18 protein-coding genes are annotated in these 19,402 nt (G+C 62.1%); 10 read left to right on the top strand and 8 right to left on the bottom strand.

The window, feature by feature from the left end; all coding sequences use genetic code 11:
• Positions 1 to 26 precede the first annotated feature (26 nt).
• Entirely contained in the window at positions 27 to 959 is a 933-nt protein-coding gene (locus AACH73_RS15585) for an L-threonylcarbamoyladenylate synthase (protein ID WP_338735816.1), read from the top strand.
• Here the strand turns inward: AACH73_RS15585 and yaaA are convergent.
• On the bottom strand, positions 956 to 1,723 hold the full coding sequence (gene yaaA, locus AACH73_RS15580; RefSeq protein ID WP_338735815.1) for a peroxide stress protein YaaA: 768 nt from the start codon (positions 1,721 to 1,723) through the stop codon (positions 956 to 958). The genes AACH73_RS15585 and yaaA overlap by 4 nt on opposite strands.
• Positions 1,724 to 2,019: 296 nt before the next feature.
• On the opposite strand from yaaA, the gene AACH73_RS15575 reads away from it, so the two are divergent.
• Positions 2,020 to 2,769 (top strand): hypothetical protein, encoded by a 750-nt coding sequence (locus AACH73_RS15575; protein WP_338735814.1) that lies wholly within the window; start codon positions 2,020 to 2,022, stop codon positions 2,767 to 2,769.
• Between the two features lie 2 nt (positions 2,770 to 2,771).
• Here AACH73_RS15575 and AACH73_RS15570 read toward each other — a convergent pair whose 3' ends face one another.
• Positions 2,772 to 4,205: an FAD-binding oxidoreductase gene (locus tag AACH73_RS15570; RefSeq protein ID WP_338735813.1), complete on the bottom strand. Its 1,434-nt coding sequence runs from the start codon at positions 4,203 to 4,205 to the stop codon at positions 2,772 to 2,774.
• A 63-nt stretch (positions 4,206 to 4,268) separates the two neighbouring features.
• Between AACH73_RS15570 and AACH73_RS15565 the strand changes: the two genes are divergently transcribed.
• From AACH73_RS15565 to AACH73_RS15545, 5 genes are all read left to right on the top strand, one after another.
• Positions 4,269 to 4,697, top strand: coding sequence for an NUDIX hydrolase (locus AACH73_RS15565; protein ID WP_338735812.1), 429 nt, complete (start codon positions 4,269 to 4,271; stop codon positions 4,695 to 4,697).
• 106 nt (positions 4,698 to 4,803) lie between these two features.
• Entirely contained in the window at positions 4,804 to 5,733 is a 930-nt protein-coding gene (locus AACH73_RS15560; RefSeq protein WP_272742560.1) for an SPFH domain-containing protein, read from the top strand.
• Positions 5,734 to 5,745: 12 nt separating this feature from the next.
• Positions 5,746 to 6,228 (top strand): NfeD family protein, encoded by a 483-nt coding sequence (locus AACH73_RS15555; protein WP_272742559.1) that lies wholly within the window; start codon positions 5,746 to 5,748, stop codon positions 6,226 to 6,228.
• A 163-nt stretch (positions 6,229 to 6,391) separates the two neighbouring features.
• The gene (locus tag AACH73_RS15550; RefSeq protein WP_272742558.1) at positions 6,392 to 7,195 is read left to right on the top strand and encodes a class II aldolase/adducin family protein; all 804 of its coding nucleotides are present in this window, start codon (positions 6,392 to 6,394) and stop codon (positions 7,193 to 7,195) included.
• A gap of 70 nt (positions 7,196 to 7,265) precedes the next feature.
• Entirely contained in the window at positions 7,266 to 8,009 is a 744-nt protein-coding gene (locus AACH73_RS15545) for a hypothetical protein (protein WP_338735811.1), read from the top strand.
• A 96-nt stretch (positions 8,010 to 8,105) separates the two neighbouring features.
• Here AACH73_RS15545 and rsmA read toward each other — a convergent pair whose 3' ends face one another.
• The 6 genes from rsmA to lptF all read right to left on the bottom strand — a co-directional run bounded on the left by rsmA (position 8,106) and on the right by lptF (position 16,571).
• A complete protein-coding gene (rsmA, locus tag AACH73_RS15540; RefSeq protein ID WP_272742556.1) occupies positions 8,106 to 8,939 on the bottom strand; it encodes a 16S rRNA (adenine(1518)-N(6)/adenine(1519)-N(6))-dimethyltransferase RsmA in 834 nt (277 codons plus the stop codon).
• Positions 8,936 to 9,964, bottom strand: coding sequence for a 4-hydroxythreonine-4-phosphate dehydrogenase PdxA (gene pdxA, locus AACH73_RS15535; protein ID WP_338735810.1), 1,029 nt, complete (start codon positions 9,962 to 9,964; stop codon positions 8,936 to 8,938). The genes rsmA and pdxA overlap by 4 nt, the downstream gene beginning before the upstream one ends.
• Before the next feature lie 6 nt (positions 9,965 to 9,970).
• Positions 9,971 to 11,248 carry a peptidylprolyl isomerase gene (locus AACH73_RS15530; protein WP_272742554.1) on the bottom strand — a complete coding sequence of 426 codons (1,278 nt, stop codon included), beginning with the start codon at positions 11,246 to 11,248 and terminating at the stop codon, positions 9,971 to 9,973.
• Positions 11,249 to 11,318: 70 nt separating this feature from the next.
• A complete protein-coding gene (gene lptD / locus AACH73_RS15525) occupies positions 11,319 to 14,222 on the bottom strand; it encodes an LPS assembly protein LptD (RefSeq protein ID WP_338735809.1) in 2,904 nt (967 codons plus the stop codon).
• A gap of 58 nt (positions 14,223 to 14,280) precedes the next feature.
• Positions 14,281 to 15,420: an LptF/LptG family permease gene (locus tag AACH73_RS15520; RefSeq protein WP_272742552.1), complete on the bottom strand. Its 1,140-nt coding sequence runs from the start codon at positions 15,418 to 15,420 to the stop codon at positions 14,281 to 14,283.
• Positions 15,417 to 16,571: an LPS export ABC transporter permease LptF gene (gene lptF, locus AACH73_RS15515; RefSeq protein WP_272742551.1), complete on the bottom strand. Its 1,155-nt coding sequence runs from the start codon at positions 16,569 to 16,571 to the stop codon at positions 15,417 to 15,419. Before lptF ends, AACH73_RS15520 begins: the two co-directional genes overlap by 4 nt.
• 286 nt (positions 16,572 to 16,857) lie before the next feature.
• On the opposite strand from lptF, the gene AACH73_RS15510 reads away from it, so the two are divergent.
• Genes AACH73_RS15510 through AACH73_RS15500 form a run of 3 tightly spaced genes read left to right on the top strand, consistent with a single transcriptional unit; the run spans position 16,858 to position 19,139 of the window.
• Complete coding sequence (locus AACH73_RS15510) at positions 16,858 to 18,327, top strand: leucyl aminopeptidase (protein ID WP_272742550.1); 1,470 nt, start codon at positions 16,858 to 16,860, stop codon at positions 18,325 to 18,327.
• Positions 18,328 to 18,357: 30 nt separating this feature from the next.
• A complete protein-coding gene (locus AACH73_RS15505; RefSeq protein ID WP_272742549.1) occupies positions 18,358 to 18,807 on the top strand; it encodes a DNA polymerase III subunit chi in 450 nt (149 codons plus the stop codon).
• Positions 18,804 to 19,139: a proteinase inhibitor i78 gene (locus AACH73_RS15500; protein WP_272742548.1), complete on the top strand. Its 336-nt coding sequence runs from the start codon at positions 18,804 to 18,806 to the stop codon at positions 19,137 to 19,139. Before AACH73_RS15505 ends, AACH73_RS15500 begins: the two co-directional genes overlap by 4 nt.
• Positions 19,140 to 19,402: the final 263 nt, after the last annotated feature.

Below are 19,402 nucleotides of genomic sequence, written 5' to 3'. Positions count from 1 at the left end.
TGCGCACAGGGAGGAGAGATTTTGTGATGACCGCCACCGTAAACGATGCCATTGCCGCGCTGGGACGCGGCGAACTGATCCACCTGCCGACCGAGACGGTCTATGGGCTGGGGGCGCGTGCCGATGATCCGGCAGCGGTGGCGAAGGTGTTCGAAGCCAAGGGCCGGCCGCGCTTCAATCCGCTGATCGTGCACGTGGCGTCGCTGGAGGCCGCCGAAGCCATCGGCGTGTTTGACGATCGTGCGCGAGCCCTGGCTCAGGCCTTCTGGCCCGGCCCGCTGACGCTGGTGGTGCCGGTGCGCGATACGCAAAAGGTCTGTGATCTGGCGCGCGCCGGGCTCGACAGCGTGGCGATCCGCGTGCCGTCGCATCCACTGGCGCGCGCTATTCTCGAAGGTTTTGCGGGCGGTGTGGTGGCCCCTTCGGCCAACCGATCAGGTCGCCCCAGCCCGACGCGCTTTGCCGATGCCCTCAGCGAAACCGGGGCCTTTGTCGGGGCGTCGGTCGATGGTGGTGAGTGTCAGGTGGGGCTGGAGTCCTCGGTCGTCAGCCTGCTGGGGGAGGTGCGTTACCTGCGCCCCGGGGCCGTGACGCGGTCAGAGGCCGAGGCGGTGGTCGGACCGCTGGCCGATGACGCCGCCGAAGGGCACCGCTCACCGGGCCGCCTCAGCCTGCATTACGCGCCCGATGCGCCTGTGCATATTCATGTGGAAAACCCGCCCGCCGACTGTGTGTACCTGGCTTTCGGACCGGTGGATACGGCTGTGGATTTTGCGGGGACACTCCTCAATCTCAGCCCGACGGGCAAGCTGTCGGAGGCGGCGGCCAACCTGTTCGCCTATCTGCGCGAAGCCGATGCCTACAAGCCCGCCCGTATCTGCGTCGCGCCTATCCCGTCGGACGGTCTGGGGGAGGCGATCAATGACCGCCTCAAACGCGCGGCAGGGTTCGTGGGTTAAACGTCGGCGTGCTTACGCGAAAAGGTCCACACCGTCTCTGACGATTGTTCCGGCACAAAGCGATAGCCTTCGGAGTCGAACCCCTTGGCCGCTTGCGGATCGGTGATGCGGTGGTCGATGACGTAGCGCGCCATCAGGCCGCGCGCCTTCTTGGCGAAGAAGGAAATCATCGAGGTCTTGTCGCCCTTGATCTCCAGGAATTTCACCTCAATGACTTTCAGCTTCAACGCCTTGGTCAGGGCGGCGCGGGCATATTCCTGACTGGCCAGATTGAGCACCGTGTCGCTGCCGGTGGCTTTCGCATCCGCCACGATCTCTTTGGCGATGCGGTCGCCCCAGAAGGCGTAGAGGGTATTGCCCTTGCTGGTTTCCAGACCGGTGCCCATTTCCAGCCGATAGGGCCGGATCAGGTCGAGCGGGCGCAGCAGTCCATAAAGCCCCGACAGGATGCGCACATGGTCCTGCGCGAAGGCCAGCCCCTCAGCATCGAGGTCGCGCGCCTTCAGACCCGTATAGACATCGCCATCGAACATCAGGGCAGCGGGTAGGGCCGGCTGATCGGTAAAGGCTTTGTAGCGCTGATGGTTCAGTTCCCCCAGCTTGGCCGAAATATCCATCAGCCGCTGAAGGTCTGCCGGTTTTTTGCCCTTCATCACCTTGAGCAGGCTTTGTGTCTCACGCGTAAAGCGCGGTTCGGTGGCGGGAACGGGCGGCGAAACCGGCGTTTCGTCGAGCGATTTGGCAGGGGAAAGCAGCAGGATCATGAGGTGTGTTTAACGGCGAATCCCTGCACTGCAAAGGGGTTTGAGACCAATGGTGTGTTCAATCCTGCGGCATCGTATCTGTAGAGCCCGCGCAAGATCGGCGCCATGCACGTGCTGGCGTTGGCCGAGGTGACGAAGCCACCGCCCGGCGAGGGATAAAGCAAAAATCTAGATCATTATGTTTCTAACAAAAAGCATAATGATTTAGTCATAAAGTCTTCTCAGGAGCTGTCGCTTGCCTTTGATAAGGTAAGGGGGCATGTTCCGGGCGAAAACGCTCAACGTGGGGGCGCTGAATGAAAGATCATGCGGCCACGGTCGCTGCCTTGGGCGTGCTGGCCATGTGTCTGGTTACGGTCAGCCATGAAGTTGTGGGGCATGGCGTTGCCTGTGCACTGGCAGGCGGGCAGATTACCCACGTCTCGACGACCTTGTTCGCCTGCTCGGTGCCCATGTTCTGGGTGGCAGTGGGAGGACCGATCGGCAATCTGGTCGCCGCTCTGGTGGCCGCGACCCTTGCGGCAAGGCTCCCGGCATCACACACGACCCTGCGGCTGTTCCTGATTACGGTCGTGGCGCTCAGCCTGTTCTGGGAGGCGGGCTATCTGATCAAGGTCATGCTGTTCAGAGACGGTGACCTGTACTTTTTTGCCTATGGCCTGCTCGGCCCCTACGGCGTGTGGCCGTTTGTGGGCGCAACCCTCGGGGCGGTTCTCTATTTGTGGGTTATAGCGATGATTTCGCGTTTGTTTGCGTCTGTCCTGGGCGACCCGCGCAGGGCCAGGCGGGCCGCCTTGATCCTGTGGTTGGCGGCGACGGCGGGCGCTGTAATCGCCGCCCTTCCTTTTAAGGGGGACAGGCTTCCCACAATACGTGATGCGCTGCTTGGGATTGGGCTCGCCTCCATTCCCCTGCTGTTGTTTCGTTGGCGTGGCCAACCCTGCGACGTGCCGATCATTGCGCGACAGAGGGGACTTATCATCACGGCAGGCTTCGCCCTGATCCTTATGACGGCCACCCTCGGCCGTGGTATCGGCGCCTTCTAACCTCAGAACAGGACGTGCGGGTTCATAATCCGTTTCGGATCCAGAGCAAGTCGAATGGCGCGCATGGCTTCGACGGCGGCCGGGTCTTTGTATTGCAGGGCCTCCTGCGTTTTCATGCGCCCCAGACCGTGTTCGGCCGAGATCGAGCCTTCGTACTGATGCACCAGATCGTGCACCACCTTGGCGCCCTGATCGCGCAGGGCGTTGAATTCGGCGGCGTCCATACCTTCCGGGACGATGACATTGAAGTGCACATTGCCGTCGCCGACATGGCCAAAGGTGACCAGACGGGCGCCGGGCAGGAAGGCTTCGACCGCCGCCGCGCCCTTTTCGATATAGTCGGCCATCTGCGACAGGGGCACGGAGATGTCGTGCTTCCACGCCGCGCCCTCGACCTTTTCGGCGGCGGAGTGCTCTTCGCGCAGACGCCAGAAGGCCGCGGCCTGCGTTTCGTTCTGGGCGATGGCCGCATCGACAACCAGCTCTTCTTCAAACGCCGCCGTCAGCAGGCGCTCCATTGAGGCTTCGGCACCGTCCGGATCGCCGGACGCCACCTCGATCAGGGCGTACCAGGGATACTCCCCTTCCAGAGGCTCGCGCGTGTCGGGGATGTTTTTCAGGACCAGCGACAGGCCATAGCGCCCCATCAGCTCAAAGGCTTCGACCTGACCGCCAGTTTCCTGCTTGGCGCGACCCAAAAGGTCGATGGCCTTCTGCGCCGTCTCAAAACCCACAATGGCTACGCAACGCGAATTCATCACCGGGAACAGCTTGAGCGAAGCGGCGGTGATGATGCCCAGCGTGCCTTCGGCCCCAATGAACATCTGCTTAAGGTCGTAGCCCGTATTGTCCTTGCGCAGGCGCTTGAGGCCATTGAAAATCTCCCCATTGGGCAGGACGACCTCAAGGCCGGAGACCAGATCGCGCGTCACGCCGTACCGGAGCACCGCCGTACCGCCGGCATTGGTGCTGATCACGCCGCCGACCGTCGCTGTGCCCTCAGCCGCCAGCGACAGGGGGAAGAAGCGGTTGGCCTTTTCGGCAATCTCCTGCGCCTCAAGGAGGGTGATTCCGGCCTCCAGCACCATGGTGTCATCGGTCGGGGCAACGTCGCGGATAGCGCGCATACGCTCCAGCGACACGAGGATTTCGCCAAACGGAATCTGACCGCCGACCAGTCCCGTATTGCCGCCCTGAGGGGTGATGGCCACGCCGTGCGCGTTGCAGATTTTGACGACCTGCGACAGTTCTTCGGTGGTCTTGGGCAGGACCAGCAGCGGCGTGTGGCCTTTCCACTTGCCGCGCCATTCGGTCAGCTTGGCCGTCACGCGCAGTTCGTCATCGGACCAGCCGGCGTCACCGACCACGGCCTTGATCTGCGCAATCACTTCGGGCGCGACGGGCGGGCATTGGGCGAAATCGGCGGTGGCGGTCATGCGGCGTATCCCTGCAAACAGGTGTGCGATATATGAAACGGGGTTTAAACGGAGAATCGTCAAGTGCAAGCCAAAATCGAGCGTCCGGTCCCGGCGGTGGGCGTTGTTTGCTGGCGCGACGATGAACTTCTGCTAATTCGTCGCGGACGCGAGCCGCGCAAAGGCCAGTGGTCGATCCCCGGCGGCAAGGTTGAGCGCTTTGAGTCCCTCAAAGACACGGCCTTGCGTGAACTGCGCGAAGAGACGGGCGTTGAGGCGCGACTGGGGCCGCTGATCGCAGTCTATGAGATCATCGAACCGGGCAGCGAGGCCCATCCGGACGGCTTTCATCTGGTGCTGATCGACTATGTGGCCGAATGGACGGTGGGCGAGCCGGTCGCGGCGGACGATGCCGATGAAGCGCGGTTCGTCAAATATGACGAAGCGCTGAATTTGCTGATCGAGGACGATCTGAAGGACGTGGTGACGCGCTCGCGGGGTTTGCGCGGGTAAAATCCGGGCACCGCCTTATAACAATTCAGTGACCTAACCTCCGGTTTTCGTAGCTATTCCTCCCGGTTGCGCTACACTGTGCGCATAACCACGGAGGGGCGTTTCCATGTTCAGTATCTTTGCCGGCGTTCTGATCGTCGTGACCTTTTTCATCCTGTTTTCGGTCATCAAGATCGTACCGCAGGGCCGCGAATTTACGGTCGAACGCTTTGGCCGTTACACGCGCATCCTTAAACCCGGCATCTCCTTCCTGACGCCCTTCATCGAAACGGTGGGCAAGCGCGTCAATATGATGGAGCAGGTGTTCGACGTGCCGCAGCAGGACGTGATCACCAAGGACAATGCCATCGTCAAGGTGGACGGTATCGTCTTCATTCAGGTGATGGACGCTGCGGCCGCCGCCTATCGCGTCGATAATCTCAACAATGCCATCACGCAACTGGCTATGACCAATCTGCGGACGGTGGTGGGGTCCATGGAACTGGATGAGGTGCTGTCGCAGCGCGACGCCATTAATACGCGCCTCCTGACCGTTATCGACCACGCCACCTCGCCCTGGGGCATCAAGGTGACGCGCATCGAAATCAAGGACCTGCGCCCGCCGCACGACATCACCGATGCCATGGCGCGTCAGATGAAGGCCGAGCGCGAGCGCCGCGCCCTGATCATCGAAGCCGACGGTGAGCGTCAGGCCGCCATTGCCCGCGCCGAAGGGGCCAAGCAGGCCGCCGTTCTGGAGGCTGAAGGGCGCAAGGAAGCCGCCTTCCGAGACGCCGAAGCGCGCGAGCGCTCTGCCGAGGCCGAAGCCAAGGCCACCCAGGTGGTGTCGGACGCCATCGCCTCGGGCGATACCAAGGCCATCAACTATTTCGTGGCGCAGAAATATGTCGAAGCCTTTGGCGGCTTTGCCAATTCACCGAATACCAAGACCCTGATTCTGCCGGCCGATCTGGCCTCGCTGTCGGGGTCCGTCGCCGGGGTAGCGGAATTGCTGAAGGCCGTCACGGATCAGGCCCCGGGCACACGGAGCAAGTAGGGGGAGGGCATTATGCTGGAATATTTGCTGGCGCAACCGCAGGGGCAGCAGCTCTTCTGGGCGTGGATGATCATCGGCGGGTCGCTTCTGGCGCTGGAAATGGTCATCGGCACCCAGTGGCTGCTGTGGCCCGCGGCCGCCGCTGTGATCGTGGCCGTCATCACCCTGACCGGGGCCCCGGCCAATCTGCTGGTGCAGATCGTCATCTTCTGCGTTCTGACGCTGATCATGACGCTTCTGTCGCGACGTTTTCTCAAACCGCCGGTAAGCGAAGGGGCCGACATCAATGACCCCCATCACCGCCTGATCGGGCAAGAAGCTACGGTGATTGGTGCCTTTGATGATCTCGACGGTCAGTGTATCAACGGCCGCGTCATCTTCGATGGGGTGGAGTGGCCGGCCCAGAGCGAACGTACCGATACGCCAATCGGCTTAAGCGAAAAGGTGCGGATATTAGCTGTCACAGAAGGCAAGCTGATTGTCGCAAGAGTTTGACAGGGAATTGGAAAATCTGAGTAGCTTTCGGATTTAAATTACCGGCTTTCCGGAAATATTCTGCTCTCTTGGGTGGGGAGGGCGGCCCGGCCCAGCTAAGGTGGTTGACTTACGGTACGTCAATCCCGTGTCATCAACGCCAAAGACACAGGGAGACGACCTTATGACCACTGACACCCCGGCGGCCCATCCGCTGATCAGCCCCGCCGAATGGGCCATCCGCAAGGATCTGGCAGCGCTCTATCGCCTTGTTGCCCTGTTCGGCTGGGACGACACCATCTTCACCCATATTTCGGCGCGCGTCCCGGCAAAGGACTCGCGTGTCGCCGGGCCGGACGGGCCGGTGGTGTCCGACGTCGATCATTTTCTGATCAATCCTTACGGCACCTTCTTTGAGGAGATGACGGCCTCCGCGCTGGTCAAGGTCGATCTGGACGGGCAGGTCGTCGGCGCGGCAGACGCCTTCATCAATCCGGCGGGCTTTACGATCCATAGCGCCCTGCACGCCGCGTGCCCCGATGCGCATGTGGTTATTCATCTGCATACGGACGCCATGACCGGCGTATCGGCGCAAGCCGAGGGTCTTCTGCCCCTGACCCAAAATGCCCTGCTTCTGAGGCCACATATGGCCTACCATGCTTATGAGGGCGTGGCTCTGGACCACGATGAGCGGCAGCGCATCGTCGCCGATCTGGGGCAAAAGAAGATCATGCTGTTGCGTAATCATGGGGCTCTGGCCTATGGTGCCTCCGCTGCCGAGGCCTTTACCCTGATTTATTTTCTGGAACAGGCCTGTCGCCAGCAGATCGCCGCCTTGTCGGCCGGACGAAACGGGGTGCTGGAAGCGCCTCAGGACGTTCAGGACAAGGTCGCTCCGCTCGGTGCGGGGGTTGGCTTTGTCTCTGGACTGTTGTGGCCGGGACTGATGCGGCGGCTTGAGCGTCATTATCCCGGTTGGGAAAGCTAGAAAGGCTTATGAAGTGGCTATGTGCGGGCGGTGGTTATTCGGGGGCGTACTGACGTGCGTAGCCGTTGCGGTGCTGCCGGTATCGGCCTGGGCGTCGGCCTGGGGACCGGACCCCAAGGCCAGCGAGGTGATCGTCAAGACCGAGGTGGTTACGGCCAGCAAGGGTTTTGACGCCTCCGGCAGTCAGGCGGTTGATCTCCCGGAGTGGAAAGAGAAGCGTATCACCGTCTTCACCGAACGTGGCCTCAACGAGATGCTGAGTGTGTTTGCCAAGGCAAATATTCAGGATATTCAGATCTCTTCGGAGACTTTCTCAGGTGTTGGTTCCGTTGAAATCGGCCTTAAGACGCCGCTCTACCGCTCCGAACGCAGCGCCGTGAGCGCCAGCGTCTCGGTCGAGGGGTTCGGCAAGGGACGGCGCGACGAATTTTCCGCCCCGCGCAAGACCGACCCGGACGTCGAGGTGCGCCTTTCTGCCGGGCACAGCGCCGAAGTCGGCAAGCTGCCGGTCTTTGTGGATGCGCAGGTCGCCCGCCGCGCCCGCAGCGGGCCCAATGCGAACCAATGGCGCATCGATCTGACCGTCGGGGCGCGCCCGTCGCCCAAGTGGATCGTGATGGCACAGGTCTTTGCAGGCAAGACGGATCGCCTGAACGGGTTTGAAGCCAGGTGGACACACGTGGAAACGAGCGCCGTGCGCTTTTTTGACGCCAAACAGACCCTGGGCGTGCAGTTCGGCGTGCGTCAGACCGTCAGTGGCGAGAATGTACCGAAATCGAGCGCGGTGACGCTGGGGCTCTGGAAAAGGTTTTGAAGGACCACAGGCCCTTCACCCGTCACCGGGAGCAAAAGGCACTGTCGGAGTGGGCGCGGACCGTTATGGGGCTTGGGGCCAACTGGCCCCAAAACCTTAAAGCGCTTCTGCCAAGCGCAAAAACTCCGCCGGGGTGATGTTTTCGGCGCGCAGGGTAGGCTCGATGCCGACCTTGGCCAGAAGGGCCTCACCGCCCAGACCCTTGAGTGAGGCGCGCAACATTTTACGCCGCTGACCGAAGGCCGCGGCCGTAATCATTTCCAGATTTCTGATAATATTCGGTGCCGGACGCTGCGTTTTGGGGATCAGGCGGACCACGGCGCTATCGACCTTGGGCGGCGGGGTGAAGGCGCGTGCCGGCAGGTCCATCAGCTTCTCACAATCGCACAGAACCTGAGAAATGACCCCCAGACGCCCGTAATCGTCATCACCCACCGGGGCCACGACGCGCAGGGCGACCTCAAGCTGAAACATCAGGGTCAGGGATTTGGGCTGCCACGGCCCGGTCAGCCACTTGATCAGCAGCGGTGTGCCGACATTGTAGGGCAGGTTGGACACCAGATGCGCCTGCGGCGGCAAGCCGCGTTCCGCCAGCAGGGCAGGCTCATCGACCTTCAGCGCATCGGCCTCGACGACGCCGAAACGGTCCGGATAGGCGGTATCCAGCTCGCTCAATAATTCTATAAATCGTGAATCTTTTTCGACCGCCAGCACATAAGCGGCTTCGCTTTCCAGCGCCGCGCGCGTCAGACCGCCGGGGCCGGGGCCAACCTCGATAACCACCTGACCGTCAAAGCTGTTGCCGTCGTCCTGCCCCAGACGCACGATCTTGCGCGTCACATTGAGGTCGAGCAGGAAGTGCTGACCGAAGCTCTTTTTGGCCATCAGGCCGTGGGCTTCGAGGCTTTCGCGGAGGGAGGGCAGGGTCATTCAGGTGTGGCGTGTGTTCGGTTCAGGCTGAGGTCGTGGGCGGCGCGGATGGCGTTGATCAGGCTGTCGGGACGGGCCACGCCCTTGCCGGCTATGCCAAACCCGGTGCCGTGATCCGGAGACGTCCGCACAATGGGCAGGCCGAGGGTTATATTGACGCCGCCCCAGAAGTCCAGCGTCTTGAGCGGGATCAGCCCCTGATCGTGATAGAGGCAGAGCACGGCATCATAGGTGCGTCGGGCCTCCGCATGAAACAGGGTGTCGGCCGGCAGGGGGCCGGAAATGTTCAGCCCTTCATCGCGCAGAGCTTCCACCAGCGGCCTCAGTAGATCGACCTCTTCGCGCCCGATGGTGCCGTCTTCCCCCGCATGGGGGTTCAGTCCCGCCAGCATCAGACGGGGTGCCGTGACGCCAAAATCGCGGATCAGGGCTTCGTGGGTGGCGCGGGCGAGGGCGCGGAGGCTGTCGGCCGACAGGTGCGCCTTCACCTCTGACAGCGGGACGTGAATGGTCGCCAGCACGACGCGCAGGGCGCTGTCATTGGCGGCATCAGGCGCGGTCAGCATCATGACCGGACCGCGCGTACCGGCATAGGGCGCGCCGGCGGTCAGATCCCCCAGATATTCGGTATGACCGGGAAAGGCGAAGCCGGTGGCATAGAGGACCGACTTGGCTATGGGGGCCGTCACAAGGCCGCGCGCCGCACCGGACAGGCAAAGCTCTGCGCCTTCGCGTATCCAGCCGATAATGTGCGGGGCGTGAACGGGATCGGGGTGACCTGGCCGGGCGGGGGCGCTCAGCGGGCGGTCGAGGACGGGCAGGGCCCTGGCGAAGGTGCCGACGGCCTCGGAAGGGGCGTTGATCCGCTGGATGGCACCCAGCGACGCCAGCAGATCGGCATCGCCCACAACCGCAAACGCCAGTTCGGGATAGCCATGCAGGGTGGCCCACGCCTTATGCACCAGTTCAGGCCCGGTGCCGCACGGATCGCCCAGACTGAGGACCAGAGGGGCCAAAGGGCGCAACGGCCCTTACCGGCTTTCGATGGTGGCGCCGTCGCGGATATCACGCAGGTAGCGGCGGCCCAGCATGGCGACCTTTTGTTGCGTCAGGCGCTGCTCGATCTGCTCGCGCGAGGGCACGTCGTCACCGGCGGCGGTCTTGTCGCAGACATAGACCACGTTGATATTCATGGCGTTTTGCATCGGCTCGGTGCTCTGACCGACTTTAAGCGGTTGCAGGGCCGCCGCATATTCCGGCTTCAGGTCGCTCAGGGTAGTGAAGCCGAGATCGGCGACGCTGACCTGACCATTGCCCTTTTCATTATTGAGCGAATCGCAGGTCGGATATTTGGCGCGGAAGCTGGCGAGGGCACGCATGGCCGAATCGCCGCCGGTCAGGGGCACGGCCGCCTGTTTCAGGCGGACCTTGGCGTCGGTCTTGCCTTCCTTCTTTTCGCGCAGGTAATAGATATAGACGCCTTCGTCGGTGACGATGGGGCGCGTCATCTGACCCGGCTTCATGCCCTGAAGCACGTTTTCGACCTTGGGGTCGATGGTACCGGACACCAGCCACCCGGCATCGCCGCCATTGGCCGCCGAAGGGGCGTTGGAGAACTGACGCGCGACAGACTGGAACGGGGCCACGCCCTGCACGATCTGGTCGAACAATTGCTGCGCCCCGGCTTCGGCTTCTTTCTGACCCCCGGCGATTTCCGGGTCGATCAGGATTTCAGCGACCAGATATTGCGGCTTCTGGCTGTCTTCGGTCAGCTTGGTCATATAGGCATCGACCTGATCCTTGCCGACGCGTGCCTTGGGGCGGAAACGACCATTGACCAGCTGCCCCCAGGCGATTTCCGCCTTGATCTGATCGCGCAGGGTCTGCGCTTCGATACCGGCGCGCTTCAATTCGGCCAGAAGCTGGTCCTTCGACAGGCCCGACTGCTGCGCCATATTGGCGACTTCCTCGTCGATTTCGTCGTCGGAAATGGTCAGCTTGAAATGGTCGGCCTCGGCCAGTTGCAGATGCTCGTCGATCAGGGCGCGCAGGGCCTGCTGCTGGAAGGCGGCATAGTTTTGCTGCGTGACCTGCACCCCGGACGTGATGATCAGCAACAGCATCCGCTGCTTGAGATCGTAGGAGGAGATCAGCTTGTCATTGACCAGCGCCACCACCCCTTCACCCAGCGGGCGCGCCTGAGGGGCGGTGGGCTGAGTCGCAGGGGACTGGGCTGCGGCGGGCAGGCCGGCCAGGGTGAGACAGGTGCAAAGCAGCAGCGCGGAACGGCGGAAGGCAACGGAGGTCATGTCGTTCGTTTTAATCTTTTCAGCAAGGCGGCGCTGCGGCCGGGTCGGACATCTATAAACCATACGGCTCTTAGCGTACATTGACAAAATCATCGTCCGATGGCGCCAATGTGGCAAGACTTATCCGAACGGAAATAGACTCGCTGGCCTTACCCGGAATGGTTTGCAACAGGGCGGTTTCGTCGCGTTGATAGACCAGTTCGAAGCGGGCGCAATCGTCCTTGTAGATGATGGACGCTTCCGAGCGCAGCCAGCGCTCGCGCAGCATGTCGCGGCTGATCTGACCCGAAACGCCCCAGTTGGACGTGAAGAAGTGCTGCCCGAACAATTGCAGATCGTGATAGCCCTCGGTCGGCACCAGTTCACCATTGATAACGGTGAAGTTATAGTCGTTTTTCATGCCGCGCAGCGCCGTCTTGTCGTACTGATGGCGAATAGTCAGTTGTGTCGAGGCGCTGAAATAGCTGGCCCCGCTTTCGCCGCGTCGGATAGAGCCGTCATCGTCGATGCGCTGACGCGTATAGAGGCGCAGGCCCTTGCCCGTATCGACCTCGGCCTGCACCACCCAGTCGGATTTGGTATTGGCCAGGCTGGAGGCATCGTACCTGTAGGTCGTATTACCGATCTTATATGTCCGGAAGAAGTTTTCTTCCGGGTTTTCCCGAAAAGCCCGCCCGATCAGCGACGAGAAGCGGAAACCCGAGTCGTTGCTCAGTTGCGTCTTGAGGCCGATATTCAGGCGCTTGCCCCCTTCATAGAGGTCGAAACCGGGGGAGCGGTTGGCCTTGAACAGGGTCGTGTCGTCAAATTCGAAGGCATTGGAGTCTTCGTTGGTCAGGAAGGGCTCGATCTGCGAATCGGGCGACAGCGCCAGTTGCGCGATCGGCTCGACCACCATGGTCAGGCCGCTGAACTTGCGCAAAAGCGGGTAAGAGACGTCCAGACCCACTGTCCCGAGGCTGCGCGACACGCGACGGCTGTTCTTCTGGCCGGTCGGGATGGGGTAGTTGGCGGCGTAGTAGTCGCGTAGTAAATACTCGTCTTGTCGCGCTTCGAGGAAGGGCGCGATCTTGACCCCGCCGGGGGTGATCATGTCGCGCCGCCACGAGAGGCCGATATTGGCGCGCGCCGTATCGACGGGGCCGCGATTGTCAGGATTGGCGATATCGGGGGCGGGGAAGATATCTTCTGATGGCGTGGCCTTGCGAATGATCGACACGGCATTGGCCGACAGGGTCAGACGTCCGCCTAAGATCTCCTGATCCGGCGACCAGTAGGCGTCGATCATCGGAGCGACGGCGGGCTGGAAGCGATCACGCTGTGCCAGATAGAGCACCGGGCTTGTCGCCAGATCGGGGCTGAGACGATACTGCTCGGCGATACTCAGGCTCTGGAAGCTGATGAGTGAGGCGCTGAAGAAGGCCGTATCGGTCTGGCGTACCAGATTGATCTGGCTGATCAGGCGACGGGAATTGCTCGAAAAATCCCCGGCATAGGGGAAGCCTTCGTGGATCTTGTACCGCTCATAGAAATTGGAGATCGGCTGATCGACGGCGATGGCCTGCGAGGTCGGTGCCGCATCCGGTCCTGACCACGACAAAAGGCCGGGGCCGGTCTTGTCCCACACGCGCTGTGCGGTGAAGTTCCAGCGCCAGTCCTCATTGATGTCGAACTTGCCGTCCAGCAGCATATAGCCACGGTTGTCGCTTTCGCCCCATTTGCGCCCCTTATTGTCGAAAAAGCGCTCATTGGTGACGCCGAACCGCGTATGCAGGTCGCCGGAATAGAATCTGCGATGGACCTCAAGGTTCAGCAGCGGATTGAGATTGCTCGAAAATTCCGGGCTGATGATGATGTCCGTATAGGGCGACACCGCCCACAGATACGGCACTTCCAGCGTTGCTCCACGCCGCTGCGAATAGCCGGGCTTGGGCATCAGGAAGCCCGAGCTGCGTTTAGCCGTGACGTCGGCGTGCCACAGTATGGGCATATAAAAGACGGGTATGCCCTTGGCCTTGATAATGGCGTTGCGATAGATGACGACGCGGCGCTTCTTGTCCTGTGTAATCGACCCGGCCTGAATATGCCAGGTCGGTTCCTGCGTGACATTGTTCTTCACGCAGAGTTCGCAGGGCGTGAAGATGACTTCGGACAGGCGGTTGGTCTGTTCGTCGATCCGTTCGACCTTGTTGGCAAACAGCTTGGTGTTTTCCGTGTCGATATAGGCGATACGTTCGCCCGTACCGGCGGCGTGTTCGTTATCGACCTCAAGCCGGTCGGCATACTGCACCGAGCCGTCGGGATTGATTGTCTGCACATGGCCGCTGGCGACGGTCTTGCCCGTCGATTGATCGTAGCGCACCTCATCGGCGCGGATCAGGCGGCCTTCCCAGCGCATCTCGACCTTGCCGCGCGCCAGCATGATGTTTTCTTCGGGGGAGGTGACTTCATCCGCCGTGATGAAGGCCCCGTCTTCGCCCAGCCCGTCATCGGGCAGAGGCGGTTCGGACGTCTGCGGGCTGGCCGGGTTGTCCTTGCCGTTCAGGCGGTCGCGCTCGGCCTGAAGCGCCTGCGCTTCGGTCAGGCGCGCGGTCATCACCATGGGGGCGACCTGCGCGGACCCCGGGGCCTGCGCCGGGGGTGACGCCGGCTCGACAGCGGGGTGTGCCGCACTTTCCACCGCCGGGCTTGTCGCGGCTGCGGCGGTGACGACAGGGGTGGCAGCCGTCGCCAGGTCGGGAAGCGGGGCGCTGGGGGTCGCCACCGGTTTCGGGGCCACGACCGCAGCGGGGGGCGCGGCCGCCTCGGCCACAGGCGTCGTCGTGTCGCTGTCGTCGGCAAAAAAGCGCACCCCTCTCAGGCGCAGTTCGCCGTCCGCCTCGGTCTCCGGACGCGCCGAAGCCTGCCCGCTGACGACGCCGGCCGCTACGAGGGTCAGGACTCCTACGCTCAGCTTGAGCGACGCTTTTCTCATATTGGGTGAACCTGATGCAGAGGGAACGCGAAACGCGGGTGGTCGGTGTCGCCCAAATCTAGCCGTCTTCGGTATAGACGAGCAAGGTCATGGCCGTCAAAAAGGCCACAAAAGGCGTCGCCCATCCGGCCAGAAACACCGGAATGACCTCCGCCTTGCCCAGAGAGCCGCAAAGCTGGTTGAGGAAAAACACCATAAAGCCCAGCACAATACCCGACAGGGTCAGCCGCGCCAGCCCGCCGATCCGCATCAGCCGCAGGCTGAAGGCGGCCCCCAGCGCGGTCATGGCGGCAAACATCAGCGGCGTCGCCAGCAACTGATGCAGACGCAGGACATAGCCCGCTGCCGAAAAGCCCGAGGCTTCGATTTCCGCGATGGTGCCGGGAAGCTGCCAGAAATTGGTCGATTGCGGCGCGGCGAAACGGCTGAAGGCCCGGTCGGGGCTCAGGTTCGAGCCGATAGACAGGGTATTGTAGTAGAGCGTGCTTTCGCCCGGCTTGCTGACTCGCGCGTTTTTAAGCTGCCAGGTGCCGGGGCGCAGGACCGCCTCAGAGGCGTCGATGCGCGTCAGAAAGCGCGGAATTTCCTTTTCGTCGAGCGCAAAGGTCCAGAAGCTGGCGTCCATCAGGCGACCGTCGGCGCTCTGCGTGCGGGCGCGGATGACGGTTTGCTGCTTGCCGTCCCCCTGACGCAGATACACTTCGTCCGTTTTGACGCGCGTGTCCGACTGCGTTTGCTGGGCGGCGAAGCGGTCATATTCGTCGGCCAGCAGGGTGGCGACCGGATTGAGCACCGTCACCGTCAGAGCACCCAGGATCGCCGCCATACCGGTCGCCGGCAGCACGAAGCGCCACGCCGACATGCCGGCGGCGCGCATGGCGATCAGTTCGGAGCGCCGGTTCAGCCCCACAAAGGCCGACAGTGTGCCGAACAGGAATGCGAAGGGCAGCAGGACGAGGATGATATTCGGCGATTTGAGCAGCAGAAGCCCGACGATCTGAAAGCTGGTCAGGTCGCCGCGTTGCCCCAGCGATTTCGATACCTCGACATAGTCGATCAGGAAGATGATACTGGACACCACCACTAGCGCCGTGCCGATGGCCATCAGGCAGCGCAGGATGATGTAGGTAGTCAGACGTTCGCCGCGCCACGGATTGACGTAGGCCAGCAGGTTCAAAAAGGCGGTGATCGGGTTCATGCCTGACCTCCGATCGGTGTCAGCTCGGTCAGGCCATGCACGCCTTTCGCCTTGCCGCGCACGCAGGTGCGGTCATTGCGCGCAATAATGGACAGACAGCCCCAGATCAGCGCGATGGGCACCACATATTGCAGGACATTGGCCACGGGCGTATTGGCGCAGCCCGCTTCGACGGCGAAACCGACAATACGGATACCGGCGGCGATAAAGGACACGGCGGCAATGCGCCGGGTATAGCCCTGACGGCTGAAACTGCCGCCCAGAACGCCCACGACCGCCAGAAGACAGAAGCCGAGATTATAGAGGGGGCCGGAAATGCGCGCGTGCCCCTCGGCCAGCAGTTTTTTCCAGTTGCCGTTCTCCCATTCCATGCCGCGGTTGGGAAAGAAGAGTTCGTGGATGTAGCGGTCGGAATCCTTGAAATGCAGATAGTCCTCGGAGACGACATATTGCGAAATATCGAAGGAGTATTCGGCGAAGGTCAGGTGGTTCAGCACGCCTTCGGGCGACAATTGCTGGGTCGATCCGTCGCGCAGCACCAGAACCTGCCCGCCCTTGGCCGGGGTGATGACGCGCCCTTCGCGCGCCGAATAGGTGCGGTCATTGCCGTTGGCCCCCGGTGTGCGGATGAAGATCTGCCGCAACAGCCCGCTCTGGTCGATGCGTTGCACATAGATGGTCATGCCGGAGCGGGTGGTCGAAAAGTCGCCTTCGCGCACGGCGGCGGCGATGACGTCGGTCTTGATCTTGAACAGTTCCTCACGCATGGCGCGCGAAGCGGCGGGCTGGATGAACAGGGTCATCAGCAGGCCCGTCAGGGTAATATATACCCCGAAGCGCACCACCGGGGAGGCGATGCGCCATAAGGACATGCCATTGGCATAGCCCGCTATGATTTCATGATCGTTGTGCAGGCGATTGAGCGCCACCAGCGTGCCGACAAAAATCGCTACTGGAAAGATCAGGCCCGACAATTGCGGCAGGGCAAGGAAGGTCACCTTGAGGAAGGTGCTCAGGCTCTGACCGCGTTCGACGATCACGTCGAACTGCGTCAGGGATTGCGACAAAATGGCAATGGCCGTCAGCGCGGCGATCGCGCCCAGAATCGGCGTGCGCATCTGGCGCGAGATATAACATTCGATCGTACGCAATGGACGGCCTGAAAGGGGGCGAAAATAAGGTCACGGCTTTAGGCGGCCGCTTTGTCCAAATCATGACATCCGGCGGCGGCAACGGCCTGTTTTGACCGCATCCGCTGGCAATAGCAAGCTATCAGCCCCGACGCAGGTGAAAAATCGGTTGGGCGTTTCGCCTGAGACGACTGTGACCGCCTTGCCACGGCCGGAGAAATGGTGCTTAAACGGGCGCAGATTACGGGTGCCCTTTGTCGCCAAGGTTTCTGAGGGCGGCCCGCCGCTTGTATCAGATGGAGTTTCCATGCACATCGAACTGTCTTCCGTCCGTCCCGCCGATGCCGCTCTGGCTGTTGTGGTGGGTGAAGGCCTGACCCTCAGCCCCGCCGCCGAGGCGCTTGAGGCCGCCACGGGCGGTTACTTCACCGGCGCGCTGAAAAAGACCGGCTTTACCGGCGCCAAAGGCAAGGTGCAGACCGTATCGGCTACTGCGGATCAGTCCTACACGGCTCTGGTGGCGCTGGGGGCCGGGCCTTTGGGTGAGCTTAAGGGGCAGGTGCTGGAATCGGTCGCGGGCAGCCTGTGGCATGGCCTGAAGGCGTCGGGCCTGACGGCGGTCGCGCTCGACCTGTCTGGCTTCACGGCGCAAGAGGTGGCGACGGTGCGCTTCGCCCTGACGCTGGCCGCCTATCGCTTCGACAAATATTTCGGTCAGGCCAAGCTGGATAAGCTCCCGGCGCTGAAGACGATCACGCTGGTGACGGCGGACGCGACGGCGGCCGAAGCGGCTTATCAACCGTTGAAAGCCGTAGCCGAGGGCATCATTCTGGCGCGCAATCTGGTGTCGGAGCCGCCGAACGTCCTCTATCCCGAATCCTATGCCGAAATCATCAGGGGTTATGAGACTCTGGGCCTCAAGGTTGAAGTGCTGGGCGAGGCCGAAATGAAGGCCTTGGGCATGAACGCGCTTCTGGGCGTGGGGCAGGGCTCGCGCAAGGAATCGAAGCTGGTCGTCATGCAATGGAACGGCGCGGGCGATGCGCAGCCCGTGGCCTTTGTGGGCAAGGGCGTGACCTTTGACACCGGCGGTATTTCCATCAAGCCCGCTGAGGGCATGGAAGACATGAAGTGGGATATGGGCGGTTCGGCCGCCGTGGTCGGGGCCATGGTGGCGCTGGCCGGGCGTAAGGCTAAGGTCAATGCCGTGGGTATCGTCGGTCTTGTCGAAAACATGCCGGATGGCAATGCCCAGCGTCCCGGCGACGTGGTGAAGGCCATGTCGGGCACCACGATCGAGGTTATCAATACCGACGCCGAAGGCCGCCTCGTTCTGGCCGACGCCCTGTGGTACTGTCAGGAACGCTTCAAGCCGCAGTTCATGATTGATCTGGCCACCCTGACCGGGGCCATGATCATTTCTCTGGGCATGGACTATGCCGGCGTCTTCTCCAACAATGACGATCTGGCCGACAAGCTGGCGAATGCATCGAAGTCGGTGTCGGAAAACACCTGGCGTATGCCGCTGCCGCCGCAGTACGAAAAGCAGATCGACTCCAAAATCGCCGACATCCGCAATATTGGCGGGCGTCCGGCGGGTTCGATCACGGCGGCCCTGTTCCTTCAGCGTTTCGTCAATGAGGTGCCGTGGGCGCATATCGACATCGCCCCGACCGCCTGGACCAATGAGCAGCGCCTGACCACCGTGCCGGAAGGCGGCACCGGCTTTGGCGTGCGCACGCTCAATGCGCTGGTTGAGGCCTATTACGAGCAGTAAGGCACGCCCCCTCTGACAAGAAGGGATACCATGACTCAGGTCTGGTTCTATCATCTCGAACGCACGCCGCTGAAGGCCGCCTTGCCGGACCTGTTGGAAAAGACCCTGCAGAAAGGCTGGAAGGCCTATGTGCTCGGGGCGGCGGGCGAGACGCTGGAGGGGCTGGATCAGCATCTGTGGGCCTATCGTGAGGAGGCCTTCCTGCCGCATGGGCTGGAAGGCGAGCCGCAGGCCGCGCGTCAGCCGGTCCTTCTGGGGGACAGCGGGGGCAATGCTAACGGGGCTGAGGTGCTGTTCTCGGTGTCGGCCATGAATTTGCCCGAACTGTCGCCCTATCAGAGATGTCTGATCCTGTTCGAGGGGCACGACGACACGCATCTGAACTGGGCGCGCGCCCAGTGGAAGACGCTGAAGGCCCAAAATCTCGATCTGGCCTACTGGAAACAAAACGACGAAGGTCGTTGGGAGAAGGTCCAATGATGAAAAAGATCGCGGCCGGTTCGGCCCTGTTGCTGTTGGCGGCCTGTTCGACGCCGGCCCCGCCACCGCCTTCACCGCCGCCGCCGCCGGTATCGCGCCCCACACCGCAAAAGCCGCCGGAAATGAAGCCGGTCGATACGGATCGTTGCGGGGCCACCGACCTGCAATATCTGATCGGCAAGCCGCGCACCCAGATCCCGGTGCCGCTGGAGCCTTCGAAGCGCCGTGTTCTGTGCTCGACCTGCGCGGCGACGATGGACTTCCGCTCGGACCGTCAGACGATTATTTTCGATACGGAGACGGGGATCATCAAGTCGGTCACCTGCGGCTAGAGCGCAATCCGATAAAGTGGATACCACTTTTCGGAAAAATTGCGCGACCACACAAAAACTTAGAGCCATTCGGCGGCTCAACTTAGCCGACGAATGCTCTGGGCAAATCGCGGTCTTTGGGCGCCTAGTTCGTCGCAAATCACGCAATTTGCGGACTTCTCTCCTCCCTGCGCGAAGCGCGGGGAGGGGGACCACGAAGTGGTGGAGGGGGGCGACTCTGCCAGATGAGCCAGCGAAGAGGCTACGGACTACAAACGTCGTGT

Source organism: Asticcacaulis sp. DW145 (assembly GCF_037101385.1).
GTDB lineage: Bacteria > Pseudomonadota > Alphaproteobacteria > Caulobacterales > Caulobacteraceae > Asticcacaulis > Asticcacaulis currens.
This window is presented reverse-complemented; position numbering and strand designations above follow the sequence as displayed.

Coding starts and splice junctions, on each gene's coding strand:
- AACH73_RS15550 (WP_272742558.1), top strand. CDS start 6,392: ATGACCACTGACACCCCGGCGGCCCATCCGCTGATCAGCCCCGCCGAA.
- AACH73_RS15570 (WP_338735813.1), bottom strand. CDS start 4,205: ATGACCGCCACCGCCGATTTCGCCCAATGCCCGCCCGTCGCGCCCGAA.
- AACH73_RS15560 (WP_272742560.1), top strand. CDS start 4,804: ATGTTCAGTATCTTTGCCGGCGTTCTGATCGTCGTGACCTTTTTCATC.
- AACH73_RS15585 (WP_338735816.1), top strand. CDS start 27: ATGACCGCCACCGTAAACGATGCCATTGCCGCGCTGGGACGCGGCGAA.
- AACH73_RS15520 (WP_272742552.1), bottom strand. CDS start 15,420: ATGAACCCGATCACCGCCTTTTTGAACCTGCTGGCCTACGTCAATCCG.
- lptD (WP_338735809.1), bottom strand. CDS start 14,222: ATGAGAAAAGCGTCGCTCAAGCTGAGCGTAGGAGTCCTGACCCTCGTA.
- AACH73_RS15500 (WP_272742548.1), top strand. CDS start 18,804: ATGATGAAAAAGATCGCGGCCGGTTCGGCCCTGTTGCTGTTGGCGGCC.
- rsmA (WP_272742556.1), bottom strand. CDS start 8,939: ATGACCCTGCCCTCCCTCCGCGAAAGCCTCGAAGCCCACGGCCTGATG.
- AACH73_RS15575 (WP_338735814.1), top strand. CDS start 2,020: ATGAAAGATCATGCGGCCACGGTCGCTGCCTTGGGCGTGCTGGCCATG.
- AACH73_RS15510 (WP_272742550.1), top strand. CDS start 16,858: ATGCACATCGAACTGTCTTCCGTCCGTCCCGCCGATGCCGCTCTGGCT.
- AACH73_RS15555 (WP_272742559.1), top strand. CDS start 5,746: ATGCTGGAATATTTGCTGGCGCAACCGCAGGGGCAGCAGCTCTTCTGG.
- AACH73_RS15530 (WP_272742554.1), bottom strand. CDS start 11,248: ATGACCTCCGTTGCCTTCCGCCGTTCCGCGCTGCTGCTTTGCACCTGT.
- yaaA (WP_338735815.1), bottom strand. CDS start 1,723: ATGATCCTGCTGCTTTCCCCTGCCAAATCGCTCGACGAAACGCCGGTT.
- AACH73_RS15505 (WP_272742549.1), top strand. CDS start 18,358: ATGACTCAGGTCTGGTTCTATCATCTCGAACGCACGCCGCTGAAGGCC.